General features: G+C 55.0%; 29 protein-coding genes. 11 read left to right on the top strand and 18 right to left on the bottom strand.

Annotation, left to right across the window (positions count from 1 at the left end; all coding sequences use genetic code 11):
* Positions 1-229 precede the first annotated feature (229 nt).
* The 3 genes from rpmB (at position 230) to mutM (ending at position 1532) form a co-directional block, all read left to right on the top strand.
* Positions 230-466, top strand: coding sequence for a 50S ribosomal protein L28 (gene rpmB / locus K6R05_RS00600; RefSeq protein WP_013359508.1), 237 nt, complete (start codon positions 230-232; stop codon positions 464-466).
* A 19-nt stretch (positions 467-485) separates the two neighbouring features.
* Positions 486-653: a 50S ribosomal protein L33 gene (gene rpmG / locus K6R05_RS00605; protein WP_001051798.1), complete on the top strand. Its 168-nt coding sequence runs from the start codon at positions 486-488 to the stop codon at positions 651-653.
* 69 nt (positions 654-722) lie between these two features.
* Complete coding sequence (gene mutM, locus K6R05_RS00610; RefSeq protein ID WP_161732947.1) at positions 723-1532, top strand: bifunctional DNA-formamidopyrimidine glycosylase/DNA-(apurinic or apyrimidinic site) lyase; 810 nt, start codon at positions 723-725, stop codon at positions 1530-1532.
* Here mutM and coaD read toward each other — a convergent pair.
* The 11 genes from coaD to rfaD all read right to left on the bottom strand — a co-directional run bounded on the left by coaD (position 1529) and on the right by rfaD (position 12795).
* Positions 1529-2008 (bottom strand): pantetheine-phosphate adenylyltransferase, encoded by a 480-nt coding sequence (gene coaD, locus K6R05_RS00615; protein ID WP_161732949.1) that lies wholly within the window; start codon positions 2006-2008, stop codon positions 1529-1531. The genes mutM and coaD overlap by 4 nt on opposite strands.
* The gene (locus K6R05_RS00620) at positions 2005-2781 is read right to left on the bottom strand and encodes a glycosyltransferase family 2 protein (protein ID WP_222924829.1); all 777 of its coding nucleotides are present in this window, start codon (positions 2779-2781) and stop codon (positions 2005-2007) included. Before K6R05_RS00620 ends, coaD begins: the two co-directional genes overlap by 4 nt.
* Positions 2781-4055 (bottom strand): lipid IV(A) 3-deoxy-D-manno-octulosonic acid transferase, encoded by a 1275-nt coding sequence (gene waaA / locus K6R05_RS00625; protein WP_013359504.1) that lies wholly within the window; start codon positions 4053-4055, stop codon positions 2781-2783. Before waaA ends, K6R05_RS00620 begins: the two co-directional genes overlap by 1 nt.
* Positions 4056-4147: 92 nt before the next feature.
* Positions 4148-5281 carry a glycosyltransferase family 4 protein gene (locus K6R05_RS00630; RefSeq protein ID WP_222924830.1) on the bottom strand — a complete coding sequence of 378 codons (1134 nt, stop codon included), beginning with the start codon at positions 5279-5281 and terminating at the stop codon, positions 4148-4150.
* Complete coding sequence (gene rfaQ, locus K6R05_RS00635; protein WP_161732955.1) at positions 5274-6350, bottom strand: putative lipopolysaccharide heptosyltransferase III; 1077 nt, start codon at positions 6348-6350, stop codon at positions 5274-5276. The genes K6R05_RS00630 and rfaQ overlap by 8 nt, the downstream gene beginning before the upstream one ends.
* Before the next feature lie 73 nt (positions 6351-6423).
* Positions 6424-7470 carry a glycosyltransferase gene (locus tag K6R05_RS00640; protein WP_309568526.1) on the bottom strand — a complete coding sequence of 349 codons (1047 nt, stop codon included), beginning with the start codon at positions 7468-7470 and terminating at the stop codon, positions 6424-6426.
* A 267-nt stretch (positions 7471-7737) separates the two neighbouring features.
* Positions 7738-8742, bottom strand: a complete 1005-nt coding sequence (locus tag K6R05_RS00645; RefSeq protein WP_161732959.1) for a glycosyltransferase family 8 protein — start codon at positions 8740-8742, stop codon at positions 7738-7740.
* A 9-nt stretch (positions 8743-8751) separates the two neighbouring features.
* Complete coding sequence (locus K6R05_RS00650; RefSeq protein ID WP_222924831.1) at positions 8752-9828, bottom strand: glycosyltransferase family 9 protein; 1077 nt, start codon at positions 9826-9828, stop codon at positions 8752-8754.
* Complete coding sequence (gene rfaC / locus K6R05_RS00655; protein WP_161732963.1) at positions 9825-10802, bottom strand: lipopolysaccharide heptosyltransferase RfaC; 978 nt, start codon at positions 10800-10802, stop codon at positions 9825-9827. The genes K6R05_RS00650 and rfaC overlap by 4 nt, the downstream gene beginning before the upstream one ends.
* Positions 10790-11845, bottom strand: coding sequence for an ADP-heptose--LPS heptosyltransferase RfaF (gene rfaF / locus K6R05_RS00660; protein WP_222924832.1), 1056 nt, complete (start codon positions 11843-11845; stop codon positions 10790-10792). Before rfaF ends, rfaC begins: the two co-directional genes overlap by 13 nt.
* Before the next feature lie 17 nt (positions 11846-11862).
* Positions 11863-12795 (bottom strand): ADP-glyceromanno-heptose 6-epimerase, encoded by a 933-nt coding sequence (rfaD, locus tag K6R05_RS00665; RefSeq protein WP_222924833.1) that lies wholly within the window; start codon positions 12793-12795, stop codon positions 11863-11865.
* 230 nt (positions 12796-13025) lie between these two features.
* Between rfaD and K6R05_RS00670 the strand changes: the two genes are divergently transcribed.
* Both K6R05_RS00670 and tdh read left to right on the top strand, forming a co-directional pair.
* A complete protein-coding gene (locus K6R05_RS00670) occupies positions 13026-14222 on the top strand; it encodes a glycine C-acetyltransferase (RefSeq protein ID WP_161733044.1) in 1197 nt (398 codons plus the stop codon).
* A 10-nt stretch (positions 14223-14232) separates the two neighbouring features.
* Positions 14233-15261 (top strand): L-threonine 3-dehydrogenase, encoded by a 1029-nt coding sequence (gene tdh, locus K6R05_RS00675; RefSeq protein ID WP_161732969.1) that lies wholly within the window; start codon positions 14233-14235, stop codon positions 15259-15261.
* A gap of 31 nt (positions 15262-15292) precedes the next feature.
* On the opposite strand, the gene K6R05_RS00680 is transcribed toward tdh, so the two are convergent.
* From K6R05_RS00680 to envC, 4 genes are all read right to left on the bottom strand, one after another.
* On the bottom strand, positions 15293-16204 hold the full coding sequence (locus tag K6R05_RS00680) for a hypothetical protein (RefSeq protein ID WP_161732971.1): 912 nt from the start codon (positions 16202-16204) through the stop codon (positions 15293-15295).
* Positions 16197-17426: a glycosyltransferase gene (locus K6R05_RS00685; protein WP_161732973.1), complete on the bottom strand. Its 1230-nt coding sequence runs from the start codon at positions 17424-17426 to the stop codon at positions 16197-16199. The genes K6R05_RS00680 and K6R05_RS00685 overlap by 8 nt, the downstream gene beginning before the upstream one ends.
* Positions 17427-17529: 103 nt before the next feature.
* A complete protein-coding gene (locus tag K6R05_RS00690; protein WP_161732975.1) occupies positions 17530-18432 on the bottom strand; it encodes a divergent polysaccharide deacetylase family protein in 903 nt (300 codons plus the stop codon).
* 3 nt (positions 18433-18435) lie between these two features.
* Positions 18436-19737, bottom strand: coding sequence for a murein hydrolase activator EnvC (gene envC, locus K6R05_RS00695; protein ID WP_161732976.1), 1302 nt, complete (start codon positions 19735-19737; stop codon positions 18436-18438).
* Between the two features lie 252 nt (positions 19738-19989).
* Here envC and K6R05_RS00700 point away from each other — a divergent pair, with 252 nt between their 5' ends.
* The 5 genes from K6R05_RS00700 (at position 19990) to cysE (ending at position 23110) form a co-directional block, all read left to right on the top strand.
* The gene (locus K6R05_RS00700; RefSeq protein WP_161732978.1) at positions 19990-20421 is read left to right on the top strand and encodes a rhodanese-like domain-containing protein; all 432 of its coding nucleotides are present in this window, start codon (positions 19990-19992) and stop codon (positions 20419-20421) included.
* A gap of 19 nt (positions 20422-20440) precedes the next feature.
* Positions 20441-20695, top strand: a complete 255-nt coding sequence (grxC, locus tag K6R05_RS00705; protein ID WP_008926942.1) for a glutaredoxin 3 — start codon at positions 20441-20443, stop codon at positions 20693-20695.
* Positions 20696-20733: 38 nt separating this feature from the next.
* A complete protein-coding gene (gene secB / locus K6R05_RS00710; protein WP_161732980.1) occupies positions 20734-21204 on the top strand; it encodes a protein-export chaperone SecB in 471 nt (156 codons plus the stop codon).
* Positions 21204-22220, top strand: coding sequence for an NAD(P)H-dependent glycerol-3-phosphate dehydrogenase (gene gpsA, locus K6R05_RS00715; protein ID WP_197061506.1), 1017 nt, complete (start codon positions 21204-21206; stop codon positions 22218-22220). The genes secB and gpsA overlap by 1 nt, the downstream gene beginning before the upstream one ends.
* Positions 22221-22288: 68 nt before the next feature.
* A complete protein-coding gene (gene cysE, locus K6R05_RS00720; protein ID WP_090967199.1) occupies positions 22289-23110 on the top strand; it encodes a serine O-acetyltransferase in 822 nt (273 codons plus the stop codon).
* Here cysE and trmL read toward each other — a convergent pair.
* Genes trmL through cpxR form a run of 3 tightly spaced genes read right to left on the bottom strand, consistent with a single transcriptional unit; the run spans position 23107 to position 25690 of the window.
* On the bottom strand, positions 23107-23580 hold the full coding sequence (gene trmL / locus K6R05_RS00725) for a tRNA (uridine(34)/cytosine(34)/5-carboxymethylaminomethyluridine(34)-2'-O)-methyltransferase TrmL (protein ID WP_161732982.1): 474 nt from the start codon (positions 23578-23580) through the stop codon (positions 23107-23109). The genes cysE and trmL overlap by 4 nt on opposite strands.
* Positions 23581-23615: 35 nt before the next feature.
* A complete protein-coding gene (cpxA, locus tag K6R05_RS00730) occupies positions 23616-24995 on the bottom strand; it encodes an envelope stress sensor histidine kinase CpxA (protein ID WP_013359484.1) in 1380 nt (459 codons plus the stop codon).
* Complete coding sequence (gene cpxR / locus K6R05_RS00735; RefSeq protein WP_009088062.1) at positions 24992-25690, bottom strand: envelope stress response regulator transcription factor CpxR; 699 nt, start codon at positions 25688-25690, stop codon at positions 24992-24994. Before cpxR ends, cpxA begins: the two co-directional genes overlap by 4 nt.
* Before the next feature lie 148 nt (positions 25691-25838).
* On the opposite strand from cpxR, the gene cpxP reads away from it, so the two are divergent.
* A complete protein-coding gene (gene cpxP / locus K6R05_RS00740) occupies positions 25839-26348 on the top strand; it encodes a cell-envelope stress modulator CpxP (RefSeq protein ID WP_161732983.1) in 510 nt (169 codons plus the stop codon).
* The last annotated feature ends 12 nt before the right edge of the window (positions 26349-26360 follow it).

Raw genomic sequence — 26360 nt, forward strand, 5'->3', positions numbered from 1 at the left:
TCACGCCAGGTGGCGGCTTTTTGCCCGATCATTCGGGATCTTTATCTGTTCGGGACTTGAGCACTTGGGCTGAGCGGCGTATACTACGCCACCTTTGAGAATCTCGGGTTTGGCGGTTAGGCCAGCTTAGCGGGTTCCATGGAACTCGCCTGGCGGGCTGCAAGCCTGACGAGGCGGCCAAAACCTAATTTTTAAAGCTCGAGCTGATTTGATTTTTGGAGATATAGACATGTCACGAGTCTGCCAGGTAACTGGAAAGCGTCCGGTAACGGGTAACAACCGTTCCCACGCAATGAACGCGACGAAACGCCGTTTCCTTCCGAACCTGCACTCACACCGTTTTTGGGTTGAGAGCGAGAAGCGCTTCGTTACTCTGCGTGTATCTGTTAAAGGTATGCGCATTATTGATAAAAAGGGCATTGATACGGTTTTATCCGACATGCGTGCCCGTGGTGAGAAGTACTAAGGTACTAAGGAACTGAATCATGGCTAAAGGTATTCGTGAGAAGATCAAGCTGGTTTCCTCTGCTGGTACAGGTCACTTCTATACCACCACGAAGAACAAACGTACTAAACCAGAGAAGCTGGAACTGAAAAAGTTCGATCCGGTTGTACGTCAGCATGTGATCTACAAAGAAGCTAAAATTAAGTAATTTTAGTGTTCTGCTAAAAACCCGGCTCCGGCCGGGTTTTTTGTTTGTGTAAAACGCTGAGGAGAGGGTATGCCAGAGTTGCCAGAGGTTGAGACCAGCCGCCGCGGTATCGAGCCGCATTTGGTTGGTGAAACCATTCTTCACGCCGTGGTGCGTAATTCACGTCTGCGCTGGCCTGTTTCGCAGGAGATCCTGGCGCTGAGCGATCAGCCGGTGCTCAGCGTGCAGCGTCGGGCAAAATATCTGCTGCTGGAACTGCCGCATGGCTGGATCATTATCCACCTTGGCATGTCGGGCAGCCTGCGCGTGCTGTCAGAAGAGCTGCCAGCAGCGAAGCATGACCATGTTGATTTAGTGATGAGCAACGGCAAAGTACTGCGCTACACCGACCCGCGTCGCTTTGGTGCCTGGCTCTGGAGCAGCGATCTGGCGGGCAGCAGCGTGCTGGCACATCTCGGGCCGGAGCCGCTCAGCGAGGCATTTGACGGGGCTTACCTGTTCGATAAGTCACGCGGCAAGCGGACGCTCATCAAGCAATGGCTGATGGATAACAAAGTGGTGGTGGGCGTGGGCAACATTTACGCCAGCGAGTCACTGTTTACCGCCGGGATCCTTCCCGATCGTGCCGCAGTAAGTCTGTCGCAGGCTGAAGCGGAGCTGCTGGTCAACACTATTAAAGCGGTGCTGTTACGTTCAATTGAGCAGGGCGGTACTACGCTGCGTGACTTCTTACAGACCGACGGCAAGCCTGGCTATTTTGCCCAGCAACTGCAGGTTTATGGCCGGGCAGGTGAACCCTGCCGGGCATGCGGTACGCCGATTGTCAGCGGCAGGCATGGGCAGCGCAGCACCTACTGGTGCCCGAGCTGCCAGCATTAAGCCAGTTTAGCCAGCAGTGCCTGATGCACCGGCGCGGGCAGAAAGGCGGAAACATCGCCGCCGTGACGCGCCACCTCTTTGACCAGCGAAGAGGAGATAAACGAGAAGCCTTCAGACGGCATCAGGAAGACACTCTCCAGCGTGGGCAGCAGGTGACGATTCATCTGCGCCAGCTGCATTTCATATTCAAAGTCTGACACCGCACGCAAGCCACGGACCAGCACATTCGCCTGCTGGTCACGGGCGAAATTCGCCATCAGGTCGCTGAAGCCGACCACCTCAACGTTCGGCAGATGGGCAACCACCTGACCGGCCAGCGCCACGCGTTCATCCAGGCTGAACATCGGTTTTTTACTGGGGCTGGCAGCAATGGCCAGAATCAGCTGATCAAACATCTGCGCTGCCCGCGTCACGATGTCGAGATGACCGAGCGTTACAGGATCAAACGTACCGGGATAGATGGCTTTAGTGGTCATACTCGCCCTTTTGCCGAAGCGTGATTCAGCGCCCAGAGGGCTGAATATTTATTGAAGGTATATTGCGCGTTGACTACCGCCAGAATCCAGCCCTGTGTGCCGTCGAGAAAACCGGCACGCAGCAGCAACGTTTTCACAAACGCGCCCAGCGTATGGCTGAACACAGAAAAGAGGCCGCAACGCTTACCGCGCCGATGACGTTCCGTGGCCCAGGCTTCTGCATAGGCCAGCTGCTTACGCTGAAAGGCGATTAAATCGCGGCAGGTCAGATGTTCCAGATCGCCAGGCAACGCCACCACCGGCGCACCGTCACTCTGCAGTGATTCATGCACCAGATTGTCATTGTAACGGAAGGTGCGTGGATAGAGGCGCATCACGCGGTCAGGATACCAGCCACTGTGGCGCATAAAGCGGCCGAGGAACAGATTACTGCGGCCCAGGCTGTAAATCGTGCGGCTGGGTGGGGCGACCAGAACCTGCTCAATCGCGGCGCGCAGTTCGGGTGAAACGCGCTCATCCGCATCGATCATCAGAATCATATCGCCGGTGGCATAGTGCTGCGCACGCTGGCGCTGAATGCCATAGCCTTGCCAGTCATCACTGCGATAGACCTGCGCCCCGGCCTGCGTGGCGATCTCAACAGTGTCGTCACTGCTGCCAGAATCCAGCACAATAATTTCGTCGGCCCAGCTGACTGAGGCCAGACAATCCGGTAACAGCTCCGCTTCATTTTTGGCGATCATTACCACGGAAAGACGCTGGCGTGCTGACATTAGTGGGCCCGTGGTGGCAGATGCGGTTCGAGTAACTGTAGCAGACGCTGAAGCGCACCCTGGTTCTGGTGCAGTACGTCTACCGCATGGCGTCCGTAATAACGGCGATAATCATCATCCTGTAACAGGTTGGTGACCTCTTTTTCCAGTGAAATTACGTCGGTGACGGTAATCAGACCCTGGCCTTCCTGCAACTTACTGCAGATATCTTTGAAGTTCCAGATGTGAGGCCCCATCAGCACCGGAAGCGCATGGGCAGCGGGTTCCAGCGGGTTATGTCCGCCCCGCTCAACCAGGCTGCCGCCGACAAACGCCAGATCGGCGATGCCGTAAAGCAGCATCAGTTCACCCATTGAGTCGCCGATGACCACCTGCGTGGAACCCGAAGGGATCTCACCGCTGCTGCGCAGGATAAAGCTGAAGCCGCGTTCCTGCGTCAGTTCGCGCGCATCGTTAAAGCGTTCAGGATGGCGGGGAACCAGAATCAGCAGCAGATCCGGAAACGTCTGCAGCAGGCGACGATGGGTATCCAGCACGATGGCCTCTTCGCCTTCGTGCGTGCTGGTGGCGATCCACACCGGGCGACGCGGCGCCCACTGGCGACGCAGCGTTACCGCTCTGGCGGCCAGCTCTGGCGTCACAGAAATATCAAACTTCAGGCTGCCGGTAATCGCCAGCTGTGAACGTTTCAGGCCCAGACTCAGGAAGCGGTCGCCATCTTCCGTATTCTGTGCCGCAATCAGCGTGATGCTCTGCAACAGCTGGCGCATGAATTTCCCCAGCTTGCGATAGCCTTTGGCGGAGCGGGCCGAGAGGCGGGCATTGGCGATCACCAACGGAATGTTACGCTGGTGCAGAATGCGGATAATATTTGGCCACAGCTCCGTTTCCATGATGATCACCAGCCGTGGATTAACCGTATCCAGAAAACGATTAATCGAACCTGGCAGATCATAAGGCAGATAGACGTGATGCACATCTTTGCCAAAAGCAGATTGCGCCCGCTCAGAGCCGGTCGGCGTCATGGTAGTGACGGTAATCGGCAGGGTGGGGTAACGATGACGCAGTGCGCGCACCAGCGGAATCGCGGCCAGCGTTTCACCCACAGAAACCGAGTGCAGCACAATGCCGTCGGGCTTCACTTTGCCGACACAATAGCCATAGCGTTCTGCCCAGCGTTTGCGATAGGCAGGCGCTTTACGACCGCGCAGCCACAGGCGCAGCCAGATCAGTGGCTGAATGAAGTAGAGCAATGCGGTGTAAATGGTCGTCATAGTTACCGTTACGGCAGGTTCGCGTCTAAAAACAGATTAAAATGAGATGGCGGCATGTTATCAGAAACCCCGCATGCACTCATCCCGGATTGTCAGTTGCTACTCAGTACCTGCTGATAAAGCGAAGTCAGCGCCTGCGCCAGCTGTTGTGGACCATAAGGTTCAATTTTGCGCCGCGCTGCGTCACCCATTCGTGAATCGACAGAAAGCGGCGGTATTGCATTAACCGCCTGATTCAATCCATCGATATCCAGGGCATCACAGACGAAGCCCTCCTGACCAGCGGTAATAAATTCCGCGCCACCGCAACCGGTGCTGGTAATTACCGGTAAACCGCAGGCCATCGCCTCCAGCACCACATTCGGAAAGGGATCATAGAGCGTGGGCAGCAGCAGGCCATCCGCCGCGTGATAGAACGGCTGCACATCCTGCTGTACGCCGACAAAGCGCAGGCGGTCCAGGCAGTGAAGCTGGTTTGCCAGCTGCTGGTAACGTTGTAATTGTTTATCCTGACCCACCACAATCAGATAACGATCGCTGGCAGCCAGCGCCTGTATCGCCGCTTTCAACCCCTTGCGTTCAAAGCCGGAGCCGACATAAATCAGTACGGTAGCGGCATCGGGCAGCGCCAGCTGCTGACGGGTGGCGCGACGTGCAGCTTCCGTGGCGGGCTGGAAACGGCTGGCGTCGATAGCATTATGAATAACGTGGATTTTTCCGGCGTCGAGCGAGAAACAGCGCAGGATATCGCGCTTAACCATCTCTGAATTACAGATCACCGCTTTCAGCGTTGGAGAGTTAAACATCTCCGCTTCCGCCTGCAGAACATAGCGATGGTAAGGACTAAGCACAGCACTCAGCCGTTGCCATGATGAGACGATGCGGGCGCGCTGTTCCAGCCACACGCGATGCACGCCATCACCCGCACGGAAAATGTCACAGCCGGCGATGCGCTCATGGCTTTGTACAATATCGAACTTTTCGCGCTCCCAGCAGGCGCGTGCTGCCCGGGCAAAACCGCGCTCACGTGAGACCCGGCCCAGCTTTGCCGGATTACAGATATGCAGATGCCAGTCTGGATTGGGCGTGCCCTGCCAGCTGCGGGTAATGATGTTGAGATCGAGTCTTTCGCTGCCCAGCGCTTCCAGCGCGCGTGAGATAAAACGTTCAGCACCGCCATCCGGACGATATTTCTGCCGGACAATCGCCAGCCGTAACTTACTCATTCAGGTAGCTCCTCGCTGCCGCGACCACATCCTTTACCGGAATGGCCGAGAGATAACGCTGGTCAGTTTTGGTGTCGATGGAATCAGGTGAGGGCAGCGGGCCATAATCACCCGCCCAGATAACATGATTGTTATCACCCCAGGGCCGCCAGTGCTGCAGCTTGGTCGGACCAAAAAGTGCGATACAGGGTGTTTCAAGCGCGGCAGCCATATGCATTGGCGCAGAGTCGACACCAATAAACAGCCGGGCATGATCGATCAATGCCGCCAGCTGCGGTAGCGTGAACTGACCCGCCAGCGAAACCACGTCAGGCGACGCACAGCGCGCGCGAATGCGGTTAATCATTGCCAGCTCCTGTTTGTCCGGCCCGGCGGTCAGAACCACTTTGCGGCCCGGTTGCGCCAGCTGCTCAAGTGTGGCCGCAACGCTCTCTTCTTCCCAGCATTTAAAGCCCCAGCGCGAAGTCGGCTGCACCACAATATAGGGCGCGGCAATATGATGTTCTGCCAGTCGGGCCAGCACGATTTGCCGATCAGCGTCGCTGTAGTGCATGGAGACACGTGCGCCATCGCTGCTGATGCCGAGGGGGGCCAGCGCCGACATGTTCTGTTCAACGGTATGCAGTTTGCTGTGATTGTGTGTGGGGACCAGCCGGTTGTGACACCAGCGCCACAGGGCGTTATCGCGTTTTTTGAACGCAAAACCGATACGGACGGGTGCCCCGGACAACCGCGTAATCAGGGCCGCGCGCCACTGATCGGCCAGGTTAATCACCAGATCATAATGCGCGTCACGTACGGCGCGAATCAATGCACGCTCATGGCCCAGCTTGCGCCAGGTTCCCTCCTGTTTCCATTTGCGATCGATGACGTGCAAATGGCGGATGGCCGGATGCGCTTCCAGCATCGGACGCGTTTCCTGATAGAGCAATACGTCGATGCTGGCCTGCGGGTAACGCTGACGAAGCGCATTAATGGCGGGCGTTGTGAGCAGCATGTCACCATGGTGGCGCAGCTTAATCAGTAATATATTTTTTGGAGAGATGTTTGCTGGAGTCAGGCTGGCCATAAACAAGAGTTCTCAGAATTCAGTGAACCGATTGTAGGGCAAACCCTTTTTAGGATAAAGCCAGCCTCAAAGGTTATTTATCACGCCAGCGATAGAGCCGTGCCAGCCATAACAGCAGCTGATACCACTGCTTAATTCCCCGGGCATTCCGTAGCATGCGCAGGTGCGTCCCGGTCGTGAACAGATCGGCAATGATCGCCTGACGTGCGCGGGCATCAGGCTCACGCCTCACACTGTGACAAACGCTCAGGGCTTCATGGGTTACCTGATAGTGAAACGACGGGTAGATTTTCACGCGGTCACGATAGCGGGTGTTGAGCTCTTCAAGCAGCCGCGCAATCTTCAGGTAGTGACGCTGATATTCAACGTTACGCTCGCCGGTACGTTTGCGGTTGCTGATTGAAGCATCGTGCATATAGTAGCGATAGAGCACTGCTTCAGTATACCGCACGCGTTTTGCCAGCAGCATAAACTCGGTGGTCCAGGGAATATCCTGATGATGCAGGCCCGGCTCAAACTGTAAATGATGCTGCTCAATCAGTTCCCGGCGATAGATGCCCAGCCAGACCACATGCATATAACGATGCGTTTTCAGCGCGGTATTGAGCCAGTCGGCACCGCTCAGTACCGGTGTGCTGCGCAGGCGATCCAGCGGAATCAGCGGTTTTACCCGCTGACTGTGTTTAAAGAACCACTCGGCGTTGCACTGGGCAGCATCCAGATTGTCCGCTTCTGCCATCGTCACCAGCGTCTGATACATATCGGGCTGCATGGTGTCATCTGCATCCGGAAAGGTGACATATTTCCCGTGGGCTATCGCCAGACCAGCGTTACGGGCGCGCGACACGCCGCCGTTTTCCTGATGAATCACACGAATATGAGAGTGCTGCTGTGCATACTGGTCAGCGCGCTCACCTGAGCCGTCGGTTGAACCGTCATCGACAATGATGATCTCCAGCGAGGTCAGCGTCTGCGCCAGCAGTGACTGCATGAACTCATCAAACATGCTGCCCGCATTGAACATCGGCGTAATGATACTCAGCAAAGGAGAAGTACTCATCACGCTATCTGCACCCGCGTTGAATCCATTGCGAAAGGGCGTTGCCTCGTCATAAATCATTTCCAAATCAGCAGAGTGGAATCAGGAAGTTCACGATTATAAGACGGTGTGGCTTTCCTGCTTTACTAAAAACCACGTCCGCCAGTAATAATGCGATATATGCGCTTTTTTTACGCAACGTGGTCGTGCAGGTAAACAGATTATTATGTCGGCCTGCTGTCAGCGTCGTTATTACAGAGGTCATGGCAAACAGCCAGCGGGATAAATGACGGGAAAGTCAGGCGCTGAAATAACAGCGCCCGCATCAATCTGATAAACCTGAGCGCGCTACTGCTCGCTCTTTTTAAAAAACTTGAGACTGACATACTTCATCATCCAGTTCAGGCTTTCGCCATACTGTTTCTGATGCCATTTTACGCGGGCGAATCGCTTCATCTCTTTATAATGTTTTGGCGTATCAAGCGGTTGTGAAGCCCAGGGTGAGCGCTGGTAATAGCTATAGTAGCGCTCGGAAAGATCGCTGCCAGCCCATGCATGCCAGGGTTTGCATTTACCGGTGTAGTGAATCATCACCGTCTCTTCAGGCACGCCCGAGTGATCCCAGACTTTATTGGCGATGATGTCGTAAATATGGTTATAGCGGTCCGGCAGGATCAGAATCTCACTCTCCAGCACAATATTCAGCGCATCCTGATCCGGGAAACCAAACGCTGCGCCTCGCGTCACCAGCACGTCGGTAATGCGCGCGGTGGTCTGCCTTTCGAGCCAGCGTGGAATATTGATCAGCATAAAGCCGGAGTTAAAATAGTGGTGATGCTTCAGTCCCAGCCTTGCGCACTGGTTCTGCCGCGCCCGTGGTGTGTCGTTACAGGCCGCCAGCGTATAATCCGTGATATCCAGGGCGAACAGAGGAGAGTAATCGCCCACCACCAGGGTATCCGCATCAATATAGATCACCCGATCGCTATAGCTTGCCACAGTTTCAGGGATCAGAAAGCGGTAGTGGATGCTTTTAGGATAGCGGCCCACAGCAGGCAACTGATCAACCCAGGCACGGTTAAATATATGCAGCGTGATCGCCAGACGATGGCCCGTGGCCAGCGATCGCAGTTTTTCCACATCCTCTTCGCAAAGCGAGTCTGAAAAAACATGAGCGTGGAAAGCGGTATCAGGATGATGGCTGAGAAGTGAAAACAACGTAATGCCCAGGCCACGCGCGTAGGCGTAGTTGATGCCAAACGCAACATGAACCGGATTATCATCCGTGTCAGCAAGCGTGTTAACCAGCAGCTGACTTTGCTGAACGGCCTCAGCAAGAGGGGTAATTGCCATTACGCTTCACTATTCCAGATTATGAGTAATAAACGTTTGTATTCTAGTCAGTTTATCGTGATCCAGCCCGAATAATTTTTCAGCAGGCTGATCAAACTGAAAACGGGTGGCAAAAACGAACGTCGACGCAGCAATATTATCCGGTCCGATAAACAAAACGTTATTGACCGGACGCTGTTCCCGGACTTCACACGGGCCATAAAGCATGATCACCGGTATCTGCTGCGCATCCGCAATATAAGCATTGCCAGAGTCAGAGGAGATGTAGAAATCCATCTGTGCAATGGCCCACGGAACCTCTTCCAGTTTTAGCTCACCAATCAGACTGACGATATTCTCTTTCGGGCCGGTCAGGCTCAGTAACTCATCCAGCCACGGCTGCTCAGCCGGTGGGCCAAACACATAAAAGGTGCAGGGCAGGTCAGCCAGCGACGCCATCAGCTGCTGCCAGATGCTGGCAGGAATGGTTTTAGCCCGATTACCGGCAGAAATACTGATGCCAATTTTAATGCCGCTGCGCGGATTAAGCAGCGCGGCGGGCGGCGCAGGCGGCTGCCAGAGCGGTGAGGTCGCATGCTTGGGGAAATCGGTGTAGCGGTAGTCACGATTAATCAGCTTCAGGTAGCTGTCGAGCGTTAAATCCGTTTTGGTGTGGTCGACAATACCGCTGGCGCTGCGATAGAAGGTCTTATGGTAGGACTTACGCAGATAGGTGCGCAGAAACTGCTTGTTCGGTGCGTTGCATAACGCGGCAAAGAACAGGTTTACGCTGTTTGGCTGCACCAGATAGACGTTGTCATAGCGATTCATCAGCGTGAACGCGAGCTTCAGTTTGGCAAAAAAGCTGCGCTTCGCCTCTTCAATCAGGAAATAGCGGCTGACCGTGTCATCGTGACGCGCCAGCGGCTCCACTGCTTTGCTGATCAGCAGCTCAGACTGACCCAGCGCACGCAGCATCGGGGTGATATTGATGAAATCACCAATCTTCGCTGTCTGAATGATCAGGCTGCGTCCCGTTGGCCGATAAAACAGCCGCATTATGGCCCGGAAAGGCAGCAACAGCAGGTAGATCAGCACATAGTTCATGGCATGTTTTCCGTAATAACGGCACGCAGTTTCTCTGCCACCGTGTCAGCAGTCAGCTCCGCCAGATTATGATTCGGGGCGCTCAGTGCCTGTTGGTTCTGCCCGTAACCGCCAATCAATCCGGGATCGGTCGGACCATACAGCGTGAGGTTGGGGCGATCCAGTGCCGCCGTCAGATGGCTTAATCCGGTATCCACTGAGACCACCGCCTGTGCGCCCGCCAGCTGTTGTGCTATCGCTTCCAGCGTCAGCTTAGGCAGTACATCGACATGCTCAAATCCTTCTGCAAGGCGCTGCGCACGCTGATGCTCATGTTCAGCCCCCCAGGGCAATTTCACCCGCAGCCCGCTGGGCTGCATCTGCTCAATCAGCTCTCGCCAGTGTGATTCCGGCCAGTGCTTGTTGTCACGCGTCGTGGCATGCAGAAAGACCAGGTAATGATGTGCGTCAGCGGGCAGATGATGCAGAAAGTGTCCGGCAATCGCGTAGTCACCCTGGTTTTGCGGTTTTTCATAGCCCAGGCTTTTAGCGAACAGTTCGCGTGTCCGCTCAACCGCATGTTGGTGCTTACTGATTTCATGGCGGACGTCATACCACCAGCTGGCAAACGGCTCACGCGCGCTGCGGCTGTCCTGCCCATGCTTCACCCCTTTCGATAAGCGGGTAACCAGTGCGGCACTTTTGATTAGCCCCTGCGCATCAATGACGACGTCGTACTCACGCGACTGTAACGCGCGCTTAAACAGCACACGCTCTTCACGCTGCTGACTGCCAAACCAGTGTTTGCGCCAGCGGCGGATTGCGACCGGTAGCACTTTATCGACCGCAGGATGCCAGCCAGGGATCTGCGCGAAGTTCTCTTCCACCACCCAGTCGAAACGGATGCCGGGGATAGCATGCATCGCATCGGTCAGTGCCGGCAGTGAATGCAGCACATCACCCATTGAAGAGGTTTTAACAATCAGGACGTGCATGGCACCTCCTGTGGCGCGAGCAGTTCGCTCAGCGTCTGATGTACGCGCTCAGGCTGAATATCGATCAGGCTCTGGTGATAGCCCTGTCCGGCATCGCCTTTTCGCACTTTGTGATAGCCGGTAATCAGGCGAATAATACGTGCCTGACGCGCCAGCGGCGGCGTAAAGTCAGGGCTGCTCGGCCCATAGAGTGCCACCAGCGGACGGTCCAGCGCCGCAGCGATATGCATCAGGCCGGAGTCGTTGCTGACCACGGCGCGGCATTGCGCCAGCAGAATCACTGCCTGTTCCAGCTGGGTTTCACCGGCCAGATTACGACAGTGGCCACGCGCCTCTTCGGGCAGCGTAGCAATAATCTCGTCGCCGGTCGGGCGATCTTTGGCGGAGCCAAACAGCACAATCTGGAAGCCGTCAGCAATCAGCTGACGGGCCAGCGTGGCGTAATGATAGTGCGGCCAGCGCTTGGCGGGGCCAAATTCAGCGCCCGGACAAAAACCGATGATCGGACGGGTCGCCGCGAGCTGAAACTGTGCGGCGGTCTCAATTTTTTCCTGCTCTTCAACCTGCAGTTTTGGCCACAACAGCGGCTGTGGCAGCTGCGCCGCCGAGGCAACAGGGGTGTCATAGCCCAGCGCAACGTAGCGCTCAACCATGAGTGGAAACGCGGCTTTATCCAGCACCCGCAAATCGTTCAGCAGGCCATAGCGCATTTCACCGCGCCAGCCGACGCGGCGTTTTATTCCGGCAAAGAAGGGGACCAGTGCCGACTTAAAGGAGTTAGGCAGCACATAAGCACGGTCGTAGTGACTGGCGCGCAGTACTTTTCCCAGCCGGCGACGCTCACCAATCTCCAGTGCGCCATGCCCGAGCGGCATCGCCAGCGCCTGATTTACCTCCGGCATGCGTGACAGTAATGGACGGCACCACGCGGGTGCCATCACATCAATCACTGCATCCGGATGTTCGGCCTTGAGTGTGCGATAGAGACTTTGCGACATCATCATATCGCCGACCCACGACGGGCCGATTACCAGAATTTTCATCGCCGGAGCAGCTTCCTTTATGCGTTGCGGTTCAGCCAGACCATATATTCAGCGACGCCCTGCGCCACCGTTTTAAATGGCTTGTCGTAACCGGCAGCACGCAATTTAGTGAGATCGGCCTGCGTATAGGCCTGATAGCGTCCTTTGAGTTTCTCCGGGAACGGGATGTACTCGATCTGACCTTTCTGATGGAATTTCAGAACCGCATCAGCCACTTCCTGGAAGGATTCGGCGCGGCCTGTACCACAGTTATAAATCCCGGAGACGCCATTTTCCCAGCACCACAGGTTCACTTCTGCCACGTCATCAACGTGGATGAAATCACGCTTAAAGCCATCGCTGCCTTCAAACAATTTTGGATTTTCATCGTTGCTGATCTGTGTGTTCAGATGGAAAGCAACGCTGGCCATGCTGCCTTTGTGGCCTTCGCGCGGTCCGTAGACGTTGAAATAGCGGAAGCCGCACACCGGCGAGTTCGCTTCCGGCAGCATCTGGCGGACGTAGTGGTCGAACAACATCTTGGAGTAGCCATAGACATTCAGCGGCTGCTCATACTGACGCTCTTCGATGAAACTCTCGTTGCGTCCGCCGTAGGTGGCTGCGGAAGAGGCGTAAAGGAACGGGATCTCGCGCTCAAGACAGAAATGCAGCAGCTCTTTGGAGTACTGATAGTTGTTCTCCATCAAGTACTTGCCATCCCACTCAGTGGTGGAGGAGCAGGCGCCCTGATGGAAGACCGCTTCGATCGGGCCTAAATCGTCGCCTGCGATCACGCTCATCAGGAACTCTTCTTTGTCCATGTAATCGACGATATCCAGGTCGACTAAATTGGCAAACTTGGTGCCATCCTTCAGATTATCCACCACCAGAATGTCGGTGTGACCGCGATCGTTCAGCGCTTTGACGATGTTGCTGCCAATCATTCCTGCGCCGCCAGTTACGATAATCATGTTGTTACCTTCAACGTTGTGGGGTGAAACAGGAGGTTTCACACACGAATACCTCACATCATAACATTTCATCAGAGTGCAGACAGCCAGATGACTCTGTAACGCGTTGTGCGTACATCGTCGCGGCGTGAACTATGCTGCAAAAATGACATTCTGTTGGGCGATTTATCGTGAAGAAGCGGCCTGTTCAGTAAGATATGCCAGATTTTTGCCATCTGAGGAGAGCAATGATGCCTGCGCAATTTTATCAACAACTTCGTCAGCAACTTGATGATGCACGTCAGGAAGGACTGTTTAAACAGGAGCGGATCATTACCTCTGCGCAGCAGACGGAGATCGCGGTTGGCAGCGAGCCGGCAGTGATTAACTTCTGCGCCAATAACTACTTAGGTTTAGCGAACCATCCGGCGCTGATTCAGGCGGCGAAAGAGGGGATGGATTCGCATGGTTTCGGCATGGCGTCAGTACGCTTTATCTGCGGCACGCAGGACAGCCATAAGCAGCTGGAAAAGCGGCTGGCAGAGTTTGTCGGCATGGAGGATGCCATTCTCTACTCCTCCTGTTTCGATGCAAACGGCGGCCTGTTTGAAACCCTGCTTGATGCGCAGGATGCCGTTATCTCGGATGCGCTGAATCATGCCTCAATTATCGACGGCGTCCGGCTGTGCAAAGCGCAGCGTTATCGCTACGGCAATAACGATATGGCGCAGTTGCGTGCCTGTTTGCAGGAAGCACGCGATAAAGGTGCCCGACATATTCTGATTGCCACCGATGGCGTCTTCTCAATGGATGGGGTGATTGCGAATCTGTCTGCCATTTGCGATCTGGCTGATGAATTCTCCGCGCTGGTGATGGTGGATGATTCCCATGCGGTGGGCTTTGTCGGGAACACCGGACGCGGTACCCATGAATATTGCGGCGTCATGGGCCGGGTCGACATCATTACCGGCACGCTGGGTAAAGCGCTGGGTGGCGCGTCCGGTGGCTATACCGCAGCAAAAGCCGAAGTCGTGGAGTGGTTACGCCAGCGTTCCCGTCCCTATCTATTCTCTAACTCGCTGGCGCCAGCCATCGTGGCTGCCTCGCTGCGGGTGCTGGATCTGCTCAGTGAAGGCGACGGACTGCGTCAGCGTTTGTGGGACAACGCCCGTTACTTCCGTGAGCAGATGACGGCGGCGGGCTTTACGCTGGCCGGTGCCGATCACGCCATTATCCCGGTGATGCTGGGTGAAGCCAGCGTCGCCCAGGAGTTTGCCCGCCTGCTGCAACAGGAAGGCATTTACGTGACCGGCTTCTTCTATCCGGTGGTGCCAAAAGGTCAGGCACGCATCCGCACCCAGATCTCTGCGGCGCACACCCAGCAGCAACTGGAACGTGCGGTGGCGGCCTTTACCCGCATCGGCAAACAACTGGGCGTCATCGCCTGAGGAGTCCGTCATGAAAGCACTCGCCAAACTGAAGAAGGAAGCGGGCATCTGGATGGTGACTGATGCCCCGGTTCCGGAGCCGGGTCACAACGATCTGCTGATTAAGATTCGTAAAACCGCCATCTGCGGCACCGATGTCCATATCTACAACTGGGATGACTGGTCGCGCAAAACCATTCCGGTGCCGATGATTGTCGGGCATGAGTATGTGGGTGAGGTGGTCGCGATTGGACAGGAAGTGAAAGGCTTTACGATTGGAGACCGGGTTTCGGGCGAAGGGCACATTACCTGTGGACACTGCCGCAACTGCCGCGCCGGACGCACTCATTTATGCCGCAACACGATGGGCGTGGGCGTTAACCGTCAGGGCTGCTTTGCGGAGTATCTGGTCATCCCCGCCTTTAATGCATTTAAAATTCCCGACAACATTTCCGATGAACTGGCGGCAATCTTTGATCCGTTCGGCAATGCAGTGCACACCGCACTCTCGTTCGATCTGGTCGGCGAGGATGTGCTGATCTCCGGCGCGGGTCCTATCGGCATCATGGCCGCCGCGGTCTGTCGGCATGTCGGCGCGCGCAACGTGGTAATTACTGACATCAATGAGTATCGCCTGGCACTGGCGCGGAAAATGGGCGTCACGCGCGCGGTCAATGTGGCGAATGAAGACCTGCGGGAAGTGATGCATGCGCTGGGTATGACGGAAGGATTTGATGTCGGGATGGAGATGTCGGGCGCACCTCCTGCTTTCCGTTCATTGCTGGAGGTGATGAATCACGGTGGGCGTATCGCGCTGCTGGGGATTCCGCCGGGTGAAATGGCAATTGACTGGAACCAGGTGATCTTTAAGGGGCTTTTCATCAAAGGCATCTATGGCCGTGAGATGTTTGAAACCTGGTACAAAATGGCGGCGCTGATTCAGTCCGGCCTCGATTTAACGCCGGTCATTACGCATCGCTACGGTATCGACGATTTCCAGCAGGGCTTCGATGAGATGCGTTCAGGACGCTCGGGGAAAGTGATACTGAGCTGGGATTAAAGCAACGGCCGCCGACGTGGCGGCCGCCTGATTAGCTTTGCTTCTTCTCTTCGTCGGTCAGGTAGCGCACTTTGCGCGTGTAATCCTGACCTTTAAAGTTCAGCGGCTGCTGCGGGTCGGCCAGGTATTTTTGCCATTCCGACAACGGGAATCCGCCATGCGCCCCAACCACATCCGGCGGGATGACTGCCGACTGACCGCCGATTTTTTTTGAGACCGGCCAGTTAGCCCATTCCCCCAGATTGACGGTTTTAATATCCAGCATGTCGAGCAACACTGCGAGCGGCAACTGGTCAGTAGGCGGCTGGCTGTCGTTCATTAAATTCCAGGTATCATTAAACAGCGTCAGCCACAGCGGCGAAATGCGCTGCCAGACTTCACGGGTGGCAGCCAGGTAAGCGCCATTCACATGGTCCACCAGATAAGGCCGGATACTGTGCGGATAGTAGGCGGGGATCGCTGCTTCCGGCGCACCGTCCAGCTTGGCAATCATTTTCCCCTGACGAAAGCTGGAATAGAGATGGCCTGGCTTCATCATGATCTGCGGCATCTTAAGCAGATTGAGGTCGGAATCGATCATCAGAATACCGTCGCCTTCTGCCTGTAAAGGCGCCTGCAACTTGATCAAACGACTGCGATAGATTTGCTTATAGCGATAATTTTCTTCCCGATTCGGAACATCCAGCGTCGCCACGCGGGTTTTAGCCGGCAGGCTGCCAAAGGCGTGCGCTGGCTGATCGCTGACAATCACGACCTCTTTTGTCCCCGTCGCGAAACGTGCCGCAAAATCGGCACTGAGCAGGGCTTCTTCAATATAGTCCGCGCCTGTGCAGGGGATCACGACAGACGTGACCGGTACAGTGCCCTGAACCTCTTTTTGCGAATAAGGCAGGTTATGGCGCGCCCTGATATGGCGGTAACGGGGATTTAAAAAATTAAGCATGAGGTTTCTTTTTGACGACGCTTTGCAGAATATTCTCGACGCCGCTGATATAAGTTTCAATGGCGTACTGTTCACGTACGCGTTTCGCTGCCGCATTGGTCAGGCGTTGACGCAATTCCGTATCCTGCCACAGTGCGGTCAGGTGCTGGGTCAGTTGTACCACGTTGCCGTAATCAAACAGCAGTCCGGTTACGTCATGACTGATCAATTCGGCAGTGCCGACCACACGGGATCCCACAACGGCGGTATTCACCAGCATCGCCTCCAGCACAACCCGGGGTAAACCTTCACTGCGTGAGGCCAGAATAAACGCATCAAAAGCCGTGAGGTAATCGAGTGCATTATTCTGAAAGCCCGTAAAAATCACGTGATGCTGGATGTTCTCTGCTGTAGCAAGTTGCAGCAGATGCTGAAGTTCCGGACCCGCGCCGACAATCACCATCCGCCAGTCTGCATCGGGATTGGCGCGTTTAAAACGGCCCAGCGCCTGCAGGATATGGTGATTAGATTTGCGCAATATCAGGGAGCCGATAGTGCCAAATACAAAGGTCGAAGGGGAGAGTTTAAAACGCTGGCGGACTTCAAGGCGATCGGGCAGAGTCTGGTGAACGTCGATAGCATTACTGACGGTAAAACAGCGTTCTGCATCGATACCATGACGACGCAGGGTATTCCTGACGCCCTGCGATACGGCAATCACAGCCTGGCAATCCTGATTCACCATGCTCACCAGCCGCGGTTCCAGAACCGGATCGATACGGCAGTGTTGAACCACCGCAACGTCAAGGCTGCGCGCGGCCAGATAACCTTCCACATTGGTGCTGGGCTGGTTATTCATGTAGAGCGTGTCGAAATTACCCAGCTGTAGCAGTGAATTGATTTTGCTGGCATTGGGCATAATTCGCCAGCGCGTATCAATCTCATCAATAGCGCGCTTCTTGAGCTTTTTATTGAAAAACAGCAGCGCGCGCACGGCTTCTTTAACAAATTTAGCCCAGCGTGGCTGTTTGATTTGCGGAATAAAAAAGACCGGAATGGCCAGCGCATTTAGCGTGGCCTCAATGGTTTCGTCGTTACCACGGCTGTAGTTGTGGTAGAAGCAACAGGTGATATCAAATTTTTGACGATCGATACGTTTCAGCAGCTCCAGCATACTGTTGGTGCCGCCGCCCCACTCTCTGCCGTTATCCAGCAGCAGGATTTTTTGTTTATTTATCGTCATCCCTATCACTGTTTCCGCACAGCCCGTTATTGTCCGACCCTGGATTATAGTAATTTCTGCGTATAAATGAACGCTAAGCCGGAGACTTAGCATTCATAGCAAATCAGAACAGATTTTTTAGCGTGGTAAACAGTGGGCTGTGATTCACACTTTCAGCGATTACGGCTAAGGCTCGGGTCGCCGGAACCGGTGCCAGTGGCTGTTTCACTTTACACAGGCTGGCAGGCTGGAAGCGTGGTGGTACCGGTTTTGGCGGAGCCACTGGCGTCGGTGAGCCGCTGCGGAGTGATTCGTTCAACAGCTGGCTGGGACGAACCAGCGTTATGTCGGCTGGCAGCGTGGGTAACATCTGTTGCAGCACCCGAACGGTAGTCGGATGGGGATGACCAATGGCAATCGCATAACCGTCGCGCTGCGCCAGCTTCACCGCCCGGTTGAACTGCTGGCGGATGGCGTTAATATCCTGGCTGTCATCAAGAAAGACCCGACGTTTTAACACCCTGACCTGAGTACCCTGCGCGGCAGGTATCGCCTGACTGTTAGCGATGGTCATGCTATCCAGGAAGTAAAGATTGTAGTGGTTCAGCGCCTGCATCACTTTCTGCATGCCGGGCAGGCTTGAGGTCATTCTGCTGCCCATATGGTTATTCAGACCGACGGCATAAGGCACGTTGTTAACCGCATTACGCATGATGCGGGTAACCTCTTCGCTGCTCATCTCTGGCGTTAAGGTGTCTTTTTCCAGCGGCTGTTTACTGAGCGGTGCCATTGGCAGATGGATCAGTACTTCATGACCACTCTGATGTGCTTTAGTCGCCATTTCATGCGCATGGGGTGCGTTGGGCAAGACCGCTACTGAAATAGCCTGCGGCATCTGCAGGACTTTGTTCTCTTCGGCAGGGCGATAGCCGACATCATCGATGACAATAGCCAGTTTGCCAGCCTGTGCAGCGTAGCTGAACAGTAAGGCGCTCAACAGAATGGAGATTTTTCGACGTTGCAGCAAAACTTATTTTCCTAACCACGGGAGTGGATTGACGGCCTGTCCCTGACGTCGGATTTCAAAATAGAGCGACGGGGTACCGCGGCCACCACTGGTGCCCACCAGTGCGATAGGCTGTCCTGCCTTCACCTGCGTACCCACGCTCACCAGCGCACTTTGGTTGTAGCCATACAGGCTCATATCACCTTTGCCGTGCTCCAGCACAACCACCAGTCCGTAGCCCTGCAACCAGTCGGCCATCAGCACACGACCATCGGCGATAGCTTTCACCTCGGTGCCTTCCCGCGCATCAATCACCAGTCCTTTCCAGCGCAGTTCACCCTGGAGCTGTTCACCAAAGCGATGTTCAATACGTCCGCGCACCGGCCACAACGCCTGTCCGCCTGCACGACCGAGTCCACCAGTGCGGGCGACCAGTTCACGTTCGCTCTGGGTTGGCTGATAGCTGGAGCCTTTGGCTTTCGCCTGCGCCTGACGCTGACGCACTTTTTCCGCCTCACGGGCTTCACGTGCTGCGCGCTCACGCGCCTCGCGCTCCGCGCGGGCGATCTTATCCTGCAGACGGCTTTCGTTCTGACGCATCTCGACCAGATCGGCCTGATCTTTTTCCAGCGCGCTTTCCAGTGACGTCAGGGTCTTTTTACGCGCGTCGCTCGCCTGTTGCAGCTTCTGCTGCTGGCCCTGCTGCTGTGCTAATAACTCTTTCTGCTGCTGTTGCTTCTGCTCCAGCGAGGCACGTTGCTGATCCAAATCCTGACGTGTCTTTTGCAGCGATTCGATACTTTTCTGACGGGCAGCGTTCAGATAGCCGAAATAGGCCAGAATACGCTCACTGCGCTGGCTCTCTTCACCGCCCATCAAAAGCTGTACGCCACTGTGCTGACCCTGACGAAATGCCGCATCAAGTTGCTCAGAAAGCAGGCTTTCCTGCTGAGTTTGCTGTTTCTCCAGGCGAGCGATGGAGGTAGCGAGCTGCCTGATCTCATCATTCAGCGCGGTGAGGCTGTTGCGGGTGTCACGCAGCTGACGGCTCGCCAGCGCGATGATTTTTTCCTGGCTCTGCAACTGATCCAGCAGTTTGCTGCGCTGCAGTTTCTGCGCTTTAACGCTTTTCTCTTTTGCAGCAATGTTTTGCTGAATGGATTGCAACTGAGATTTACTGTCCTCTGCGCTGTGAACAGCGGCAGGCAACAACAGTGCTCCCGCACAAAGCAGACTAAGGGAGAAGCTGGACAGGTGTGTGAACAACGGCAGGTTATCGCCGTTGGGACGGGTCCTTGTGTGCGAAACGGTTGTTTTTCCCTTCATAGGCCAATGATTATTCCACGATGAACCGCCGCTTACCAGTGCTGCCAGCGGGCATTTGCTTTTCCAGTTATGTCCACTTTCGCCATGACATGGATTAACCCTTACGCCATTTTTGCCTTTCAGCCACTTTTTTTGGAAAATGGAGCACAAATCGATACTCTGGCCGCATAGCATCTGTACATGCGAAGTGGCGCAGGTATACTCAGAACCCTTGTTTTAGCTTATTAGCCCGGTCTGGAGTCGTTACCCCTCATGCAAGAAATTATGCAGTTTGCAAGCAATCACCCCATCCTGAGTCTGGCATGGGTCGTTTTACTCGTTATGGTGATTGTGACTACCGTTAAAGGAATGTTCTCTAAGGTAAAAACGATCAGCCGCGGTGAAGCCACCCGCCTGATTAATAAAGAGGACGCGGTAGTAGTAGACGTGCGTTCGCGCGACGATTTCCGCAGGGGGCATATTTCAGGTGCGCTGAATGTGGCAGCCGCTGAGATTAAAAAAGGCAACATCGACGAACTGGCAAAGCATAAGGCGCAGCCCATAATTGTGGTGTGTGCAACCGGACAAAGCGCAGGCGATTCTGCTGCACATCTCAGCGCGGCAGGCTTTGAGCAGGTTTCAGTGCTGAAAGAGGGTATCAGTGGCTGGAGCGGCGAAAATCTGCCGTTAGTTCGCGGTAAATAATCTTACAGAGGTGCTGATCATGGCAAATGTTGAAATGTATACCAAGGCCACCTGTCCTTACTGCCATCGTGCGAAGGCGCTGTTAACGCAAAAGGGCGTTTCGTTTCAGGAAATTCCCATCGATGGTGATATGGCGAAGCGCGAAGAGATGATCAAGCGTAGCGGTCGTACCACCGTGCCTCAGATTTTTATTGATGCGCAGCACATTGGCGGCTGCGATGACTTATTCGCACTCGATAATCGCGAAGGTTTAGATCCCTTACTGCAGGCGTAATTTTACGCCGGACAACCTCATATATAGGATTTGGTCACATGTCAGAACACAACACCAACGAAATGCAGTTCCAGATTCAGCGCGTATTTACTAAAGATATCTCTTTTGAAGCGCCAAATGCCCCGCAGGTTTTCCAGAAAGAGTGGGAACCGGACGTTAAGCTGGACCTGGATACTGCATCTTCTCAGCTGGCTGACGACGTTTACGAAGTGGTACTTCGTGTGACTGTAACCGCAACTGTGGGTGAAGAGACCGCTTTCCTGTGTGAAGTTCAGCAGGCCGGTATTTTCACCATCAGCGGTATCGAAGGAACGCAGATGGCACATTGCCTGGGTGCATACTGCCCGAACATTCTGTTCCCATACGCACGCGAATGTATTACCAGCCTGGTATCACGTGGTACCTTCCCGCAGCTGAACCTGGCACCGGTTAACTTTGATGCGCTGTTCATGAACTACCTGCAGCAGCAACAAGGTGAAGAAGGTGCTGAACCACATCAGGATGCCTGATGACAACTCACGCTTCGATTAGCGTCATCGGTGCCGGTTCCTACGGCACCGCTTTGGCGATTACGCTGGCCCGTAACGGCCACCCGGTGCTGTTGTGGGGACATAACCCGGCGCATCTGGCGCAACTTCAGACTGACCGCTGCAACACTGCTTTCCTGCCCGATGTACCGTTCCCCGACAACCTCTCCCTTGAGCCTGATCTGACCAAAACCATTGCCGCCAGCCGTGATTTATTAATCGTGGTGCCGAGTCATGTGTTCGGCGATGTGCTGCAGCAGATTAAACCTCATCTGCGGCCAGACTCGCGTATTGTCTGGGCGACCAAAGGGCTGGAAAAAGAGACGGGCCGTCTGCTGCAGGACGTGGCACGTGAAATCGTAGGCGATGCCATTCCGCTGGCCGTGATCTCCGGGCCGACCTTTGCAAAAGAGCTGGCGGCAGGATTACCGACGGCCATCGCGCTGGCCGCAACGGATGCGCAGTTTGCTGACGACCTGCAGCAGAAGCTGCACTGCGGTAAAAGCTTCCGCGTTTATAACAATCCAGATTTCATCGGCGTACAGCTGGGCGGCGCGGTAAAAAACGTCATCGCTATTGGTGCCGGGATGTCTGACGGGATTGGTTTTGGCGCGAATGCGCGTACTGCACTGATCACCCGTGGTCTGGCTGAAATGAGTCGGCTGGGCGCAGCGCTGGGTGCCGATCCCACCACCTTTATGGGTATGGCAGGTCTGGGCGATCTGGTGCTGACCTGTACCGATAATCAGTCGCGAAATCGTCGGTTTGGCATGATGCTGGGCCAGGGCGAGGATGTAGATAGCGCGCAACGCATTATCGGACAAGTTGTAGAAGGGTACAGAAACACCAAAGAAGTCAAAGCTTTGGCTGCACGTTTTGGTGTGGAAATGCCGATCACCGAGCAGATTTATCAGGTGTTGTATTGCGAAAAACCGGCGAGAGATGCAGCATTGAGCCTGCTGGGACGAACAAGGAAGGACGAAAACAGCATCAGCTAACGCAGGACGCGTAGCATCATCACCTGTAGCGCCCATTCAGGCGCTTTTTTTATCGGGAGAAAACAGCAATGTCGTCTGATGAGTTAGAACTGGTCTGGAATAATATCAAAGCAGAAGCGCGCGCCCTGGCTGATTGTGAGCCGATGCTGGCCAGTTTCTTCCACGCGACATTGCTCAAGCATGAAAATCTTGGTAGCGCTTTGAGTTATATGCTGGCCAACAAGCTGGCTAACCCGATTATGCCCGCCATCGCCATTCGTGAAATCGTTGAAGAAGCCTACCGTGAAGATCCGTCGATGATTATGTCTGCGGCTTACGATATTCAGGCGGTGCGCCAGCGCGACCCGGCGGTCGATAAATACTCCACGCCGCTGCTCTATCTCAAAGGATTTCATGCACTTCAGGCCTACCGCATTGGTCACTGGCTGTGGAATGAAGGCCGGCGTGCGCTGGCGGTTTATCTGCAGAATGAAATCTCCGTCTCTTTTGCCGTTGATATTCATCCCGCCGCCAACATTGGTCACGGCATTATGCTCGACCATGCCACTGGCATTGTGATTGGCGAAACCGCCGTGGTTGAGAATGATGTCTCGATCCTGCAATCGGTGACGCTGGGCGGTACCGGCAAAACCAGCGGCGACCGCCATCCGAAAATCCGTGAAGGGGTAATGATTGGTGCCGGTGCGAAAGTGCTGGGGAATATTGAAGTCGGCAGGGGAGCAAAAATTGGCGCGGGTTCTGTGGTGTTACAGCCTGTGCCGCCACACACCACGGCAGCAGGCGTACCCGCGCGTATCGTCGGCAAGCCAGGCAGTGAAAAGCCGTCAATGGATATGGATCAGCACTTCAATGGCAGCCTGGCCGGTTTTCAGTTTGGCGACGGCATCTAATCTTTAATCAGTGCGCCCGCGTAATCCAGCTGGCGCCACGCTTCATAGACCACTACTGAAACGGCATTCGATAAATTCATGCTGCGGCTTTCCGCTCTCATTGGGATGCGGATTTTCTGCTGCGCCGGTAACGCCGCCAGAATTTCCGCTGGCAGTCCACGGCTCTCAGGTCCAAACAGCAGATAATCGCCAGCCTGATAGGCGACGGCACTGTGTGTGGGTGTACCTTTGGTCGTCAGCGCAAACAGACGTTCAGGCGACTCCGTGGCGATAAATGCCTGATAGTCAGCATGGAATTTTATGGCCGTGAATTCGTGGTAATCCAGTCCGGCGCGACGTAAACGCTTGTCATCCCAGGCGAAGCCGAGCGGCTGAATCAGATGAAGCTGGAAGCCCGTATTGGCGCACAGGCGAATGATATTGCCGGTATTTGGCGGAATTTCTGGTTCAAACAAGACAATGTTAAGCATAAGGCCCCCGATGACAGGGGCCGAAGCATAGCAAATTATTGACGACCGGAGGAGTAGAGCGGCAACCAGAGGGTCAGACGCAGGCCGCCCAGTGGACTGTCATCGGCTTTAACCCAGCCGCGATGCTGCTGCACTGCCGTTTCAACAATGGCCAGGCCAAGACCCGTGCCGCCTGATTCGCGATCGCGCGCTTCATCGGTACGGTAGAAGGGTCGGAAAATCTGTTCACGATCTTCCGGACTCACGCCAGGGCCGTCATCATCAACGTGTACCGTGATACCGGAAATATCGACGGAGAAGCTGACGCTGATATGGGTGTGTGAGTAGCGCAGCGCATTGCGCACGATGTTTTCCAGTGCACTCTCCAGCGCATGAGGGTTGCCGTAGAGCGGCCATGGGCCAGGCGGGTAGGGGATATCCATCTTCTTGCCCATCTGCTCAGCCTCAAAACGGGCATCTTCCAGCACCCCATTCCACAACTGATTCGCCTTCATCGCTTCGCTGACCAGTGCATTTTTATGCTGGGTGCGTGACAACACCAGCAGGTCGTTGATCATGCCATCCAGACGCTGTGCTTCCATCTCAATCCGCTCCAGCTCTTTCCCTTCGCCCTGACGCCGACGCAGCAGCGCGGTAGCCAGTTGCAGACGAGTAAGCGGGGTACGAAGCTCATGACTGATATCCGATAGCAGACGTTGCTGACCGGTCATCATTCGCTCCAGCGCACTCACCATCTGGTTAAAGCTGGAACCCGCCGCCAGAAACTCCTGTGGGCCTGACTCCAGTTCCGGATGCTGACGCAGATTCCCGCTTGCCACTTCATCGGCGGCATATTTCAGCTTACGCGCCGGACGTGCCAGACTCCACGCCAGCCACAGCAGCAGCGGTGAGCTGATGAGCATGGTGACAATAAGCAACAGCAACGGACGGTCAAACAGCAGATTGACGAAATCCAGCTGGGAACTGTTGGCGGGACGGATCATGTAAAGCTGGTAGTTATCTTCGCCATCCCGTACGGCGAAAGGCCCTACCAGCTCAACTCGACCATATTTCTTTTTCTGCGGATGATCGGCGTTATCAGACTGGCCGATAAAGTTGCGGATAACCTGCATTTCGTTATGTTGCGCGCCAATCACCCGACCTTCACTGGTCACTAACAGCAGCCGCTGACCCGGCGGTGCCCACTTTTCTACGGCGCGAAACAGACGACGCCACCACATCAGATCGTTAGGGGGATCCTGTGACAGCTCTGCTTCGACGTGTTGTTCAATCATGATGCCCTGCCGCTGTTCACTTTCCAGCAGCGAGGTCATCTGTCGTGAATCGAGCTTGGGCACCATCAGCACCAGCATCAACACCAGCGCCAGCGTTAACCAGAAGATGGCGAAGATACGGGTGGTCAGACTTCCAATCATGATGCCGAAACCATCAGGTAGCCGCGGCCACGTAAGGTTTTAAACCAGGGATGACCGTCACGGCGTTCAGGCAGCTTGCGGCGCAGATTCGAGATATGCATATCGATGGCGCGGTCAAAAGGTGTCAGGCGCTTGCCCAGCACTTCCTGACTCAGATGTTCACGCGAAACGACCTGGCCCAGATGCTGCGCCAGCAGATAAAGCAGGGTGAACTCCGTGCCGGTGAGATCCAGCGTGACATCATCAAAACTCGCTTCCTGACGGCCAGGATTGAGCCGCAGGCAGTCCACTTCCAGTGTGGGCGAGCTATTGTCGTGTTGCTGCTGCTGTTCACTCCAGTTTGAGCGGCGCAGAATAGCGCGGATACGCGCCACCAGTTCGCGATCGTTAAACGGTTTAGGCAGATAGTCATCTGCACCGAGTTCGAGGCCCAGTACGCGATCCAGCTCGCTGCCGCGCGCCGTGAGCATGATGACGGGGGTTTGATGTTGCTGACGCAGTTCTTTCAGGGTGTCGATACCGTTTTTCTTCGGCATCATGACATCCAGTAAAAGCAAATCAATAGAGTTATCGAGCAGGTTCAGTGCTTGTTCACCATCGCTGGCCACCACCACTTCAAACCCTTCCATTTCTAACAGTTCTTTTAAAAGCGAAGTTAATTCGCGGTCGTCATCTACCAACAGGATTTTATTCATTTTTGTAGCCCTCCGCAGGCAAAATACCGTGTTCCTGGCGCACCTATCTATCGCTTTACGTAGTTTTACACCCCCTGACGGATGTTTGCAGCTGTCGCCGTACACTGGCTCTCGTTGAATCGCAAAACGGAACGAACTGGAGTACACGATGCGCAAATTAACCGCCGTCGTCCTTGCCTCAGCGATGGCTCTGAGTGTCGCCAGCGCAGGTGCTAAAGATGCGACGACGATTGACGAGATGCATCATGGCGGATTGCCGACAGGCAGTATGACGCAAAATCCGCAAAGCCACATGTTCGATGGTATCGAGCTGACTGAAGTGCAGCGTCAGCAGATGCGAGACCTGATGCAACAGGCCCGACATGAGCGCCCGGTCGTTCATATTGACGATATCGCAGCATTACACGACCTGGTGACTGCAGACCAGTTTAACGAAGCGGCCATCCGCGCAAAGGCGGAAGTCATCGCCAGAGTTCAGGTTGAACAGCAGGTTGAGATGGCGCGCGTACAGAATCAAATGTTTCAACTGCTAACGCCGGACCAGCAGGCCACGTTGCAGAAGAATTACCAGCGGCGACTTAATGAGCTGCGACAGTTTTCGAATCTGCAGTCAGCGTCATCGCTGCAGGCAGTGAGTAGTACCAGCAGTAACCAGTAACATAGTATCCCT

Origin of the sequence: Pantoea alfalfae, assembly GCF_019880205.1 — a bacterium.
Classification (GTDB): Bacteria; Pseudomonadota; Gammaproteobacteria; order Enterobacterales; family Enterobacteriaceae; genus Pantoea; species Pantoea alfalfae.

Coding starts and splice junctions, on each gene's coding strand:
- rpmB (WP_013359508.1), top strand. CDS start 230: ATGTCACGAGTCTGCCAGGTAACTGGAAAGCGTCCGGTAACGGGTAAC.
- rpmG (WP_001051798.1), top strand. CDS start 486: ATGGCTAAAGGTATTCGTGAGAAGATCAAGCTGGTTTCCTCTGCTGGT.
- mutM (WP_161732947.1), top strand. CDS start 723: ATGCCAGAGTTGCCAGAGGTTGAGACCAGCCGCCGCGGTATCGAGCCG.
- coaD (WP_161732949.1), bottom strand. CDS start 2,008: ATGACCACTAAAGCCATCTATCCCGGTACGTTTGATCCTGTAACGCTC.
- K6R05_RS00620 (WP_222924829.1), bottom strand. CDS start 2,781: ATGTCAGCACGCCAGCGTCTTTCCGTGGTAATGATCGCCAAAAATGAA.
- waaA (WP_013359504.1), bottom strand. CDS start 4,055: ATGACGACCATTTACACCGCATTGCTCTACTTCATTCAGCCACTGATC.
- K6R05_RS00630 (WP_222924830.1), bottom strand. CDS start 5,281: ATGAGTAAGTTACGGCTGGCGATTGTCCGGCAGAAATATCGTCCGGAT.
- rfaQ (WP_161732955.1), bottom strand. CDS start 6,350: ATGGCCAGCCTGACTCCAGCAAACATCTCTCCAAAAAATATATTACTG.
- K6R05_RS00640 (WP_309568526.1), bottom strand. CDS start 7,470: ATGATTTATGACGAGGCAACGCCCTTTCGCAATGGATTCAACGCGGGT.
- K6R05_RS00645 (WP_161732959.1), bottom strand. CDS start 8,742: ATGGCAATTACCCCTCTTGCTGAGGCCGTTCAGCAAAGTCAGCTGCTG.
- K6R05_RS00650 (WP_222924831.1), bottom strand. CDS start 9,828: ATGAACTATGTGCTGATCTACCTGCTGTTGCTGCCTTTCCGGGCCATA.
- rfaC (WP_161732963.1), bottom strand. CDS start 10,802: ATGCACGTCCTGATTGTTAAAACCTCTTCAATGGGTGATGTGCTGCAT.
- rfaF (WP_222924832.1), bottom strand. CDS start 11,845: ATGAAAATTCTGGTAATCGGCCCGTCGTGGGTCGGCGATATGATGATG.
- rfaD (WP_222924833.1), bottom strand. CDS start 12,795: ATGATTATCGTAACTGGCGGCGCAGGAATGATTGGCAGCAACATCGTC.
- K6R05_RS00670 (WP_161733044.1), top strand. CDS start 13,026: ATGCCTGCGCAATTTTATCAACAACTTCGTCAGCAACTTGATGATGCA.
- tdh (WP_161732969.1), top strand. CDS start 14,233: ATGAAAGCACTCGCCAAACTGAAGAAGGAAGCGGGCATCTGGATGGTG.
- K6R05_RS00680 (WP_161732971.1), bottom strand. CDS start 16,204: ATGCTTAATTTTTTAAATCCCCGTTACCGCCATATCAGGGCGCGCCAT.
- K6R05_RS00685 (WP_161732973.1), bottom strand. CDS start 17,426: ATGACGATAAATAAACAAAAAATCCTGCTGCTGGATAACGGCAGAGAG.
- envC (WP_161732976.1), bottom strand. CDS start 19,737: ATGAAGGGAAAAACAACCGTTTCGCACACAAGGACCCGTCCCAACGGC.
- K6R05_RS00700 (WP_161732978.1), top strand. CDS start 19,990: ATGCAAGAAATTATGCAGTTTGCAAGCAATCACCCCATCCTGAGTCTG.
- grxC (WP_008926942.1), top strand. CDS start 20,441: ATGGCAAATGTTGAAATGTATACCAAGGCCACCTGTCCTTACTGCCAT.
- secB (WP_161732980.1), top strand. CDS start 20,734: ATGTCAGAACACAACACCAACGAAATGCAGTTCCAGATTCAGCGCGTA.
- gpsA (WP_197061506.1), top strand. CDS start 21,204: ATGACAACTCACGCTTCGATTAGCGTCATCGGTGCCGGTTCCTACGGC.
- cysE (WP_090967199.1), top strand. CDS start 22,289: ATGTCGTCTGATGAGTTAGAACTGGTCTGGAATAATATCAAAGCAGAA.
- trmL (WP_161732982.1), bottom strand. CDS start 23,580: ATGCTTAACATTGTCTTGTTTGAACCAGAAATTCCGCCAAATACCGGC.
- cpxA (WP_013359484.1), bottom strand. CDS start 24,995: ATGATTGGAAGTCTGACCACCCGTATCTTCGCCATCTTCTGGTTAACG.
- cpxR (WP_009088062.1), bottom strand. CDS start 25,690: ATGAATAAAATCCTGTTGGTAGATGACGACCGCGAATTAACTTCGCTT.
- cpxP (WP_161732983.1), top strand. CDS start 25,839: ATGCGCAAATTAACCGCCGTCGTCCTTGCCTCAGCGATGGCTCTGAGT.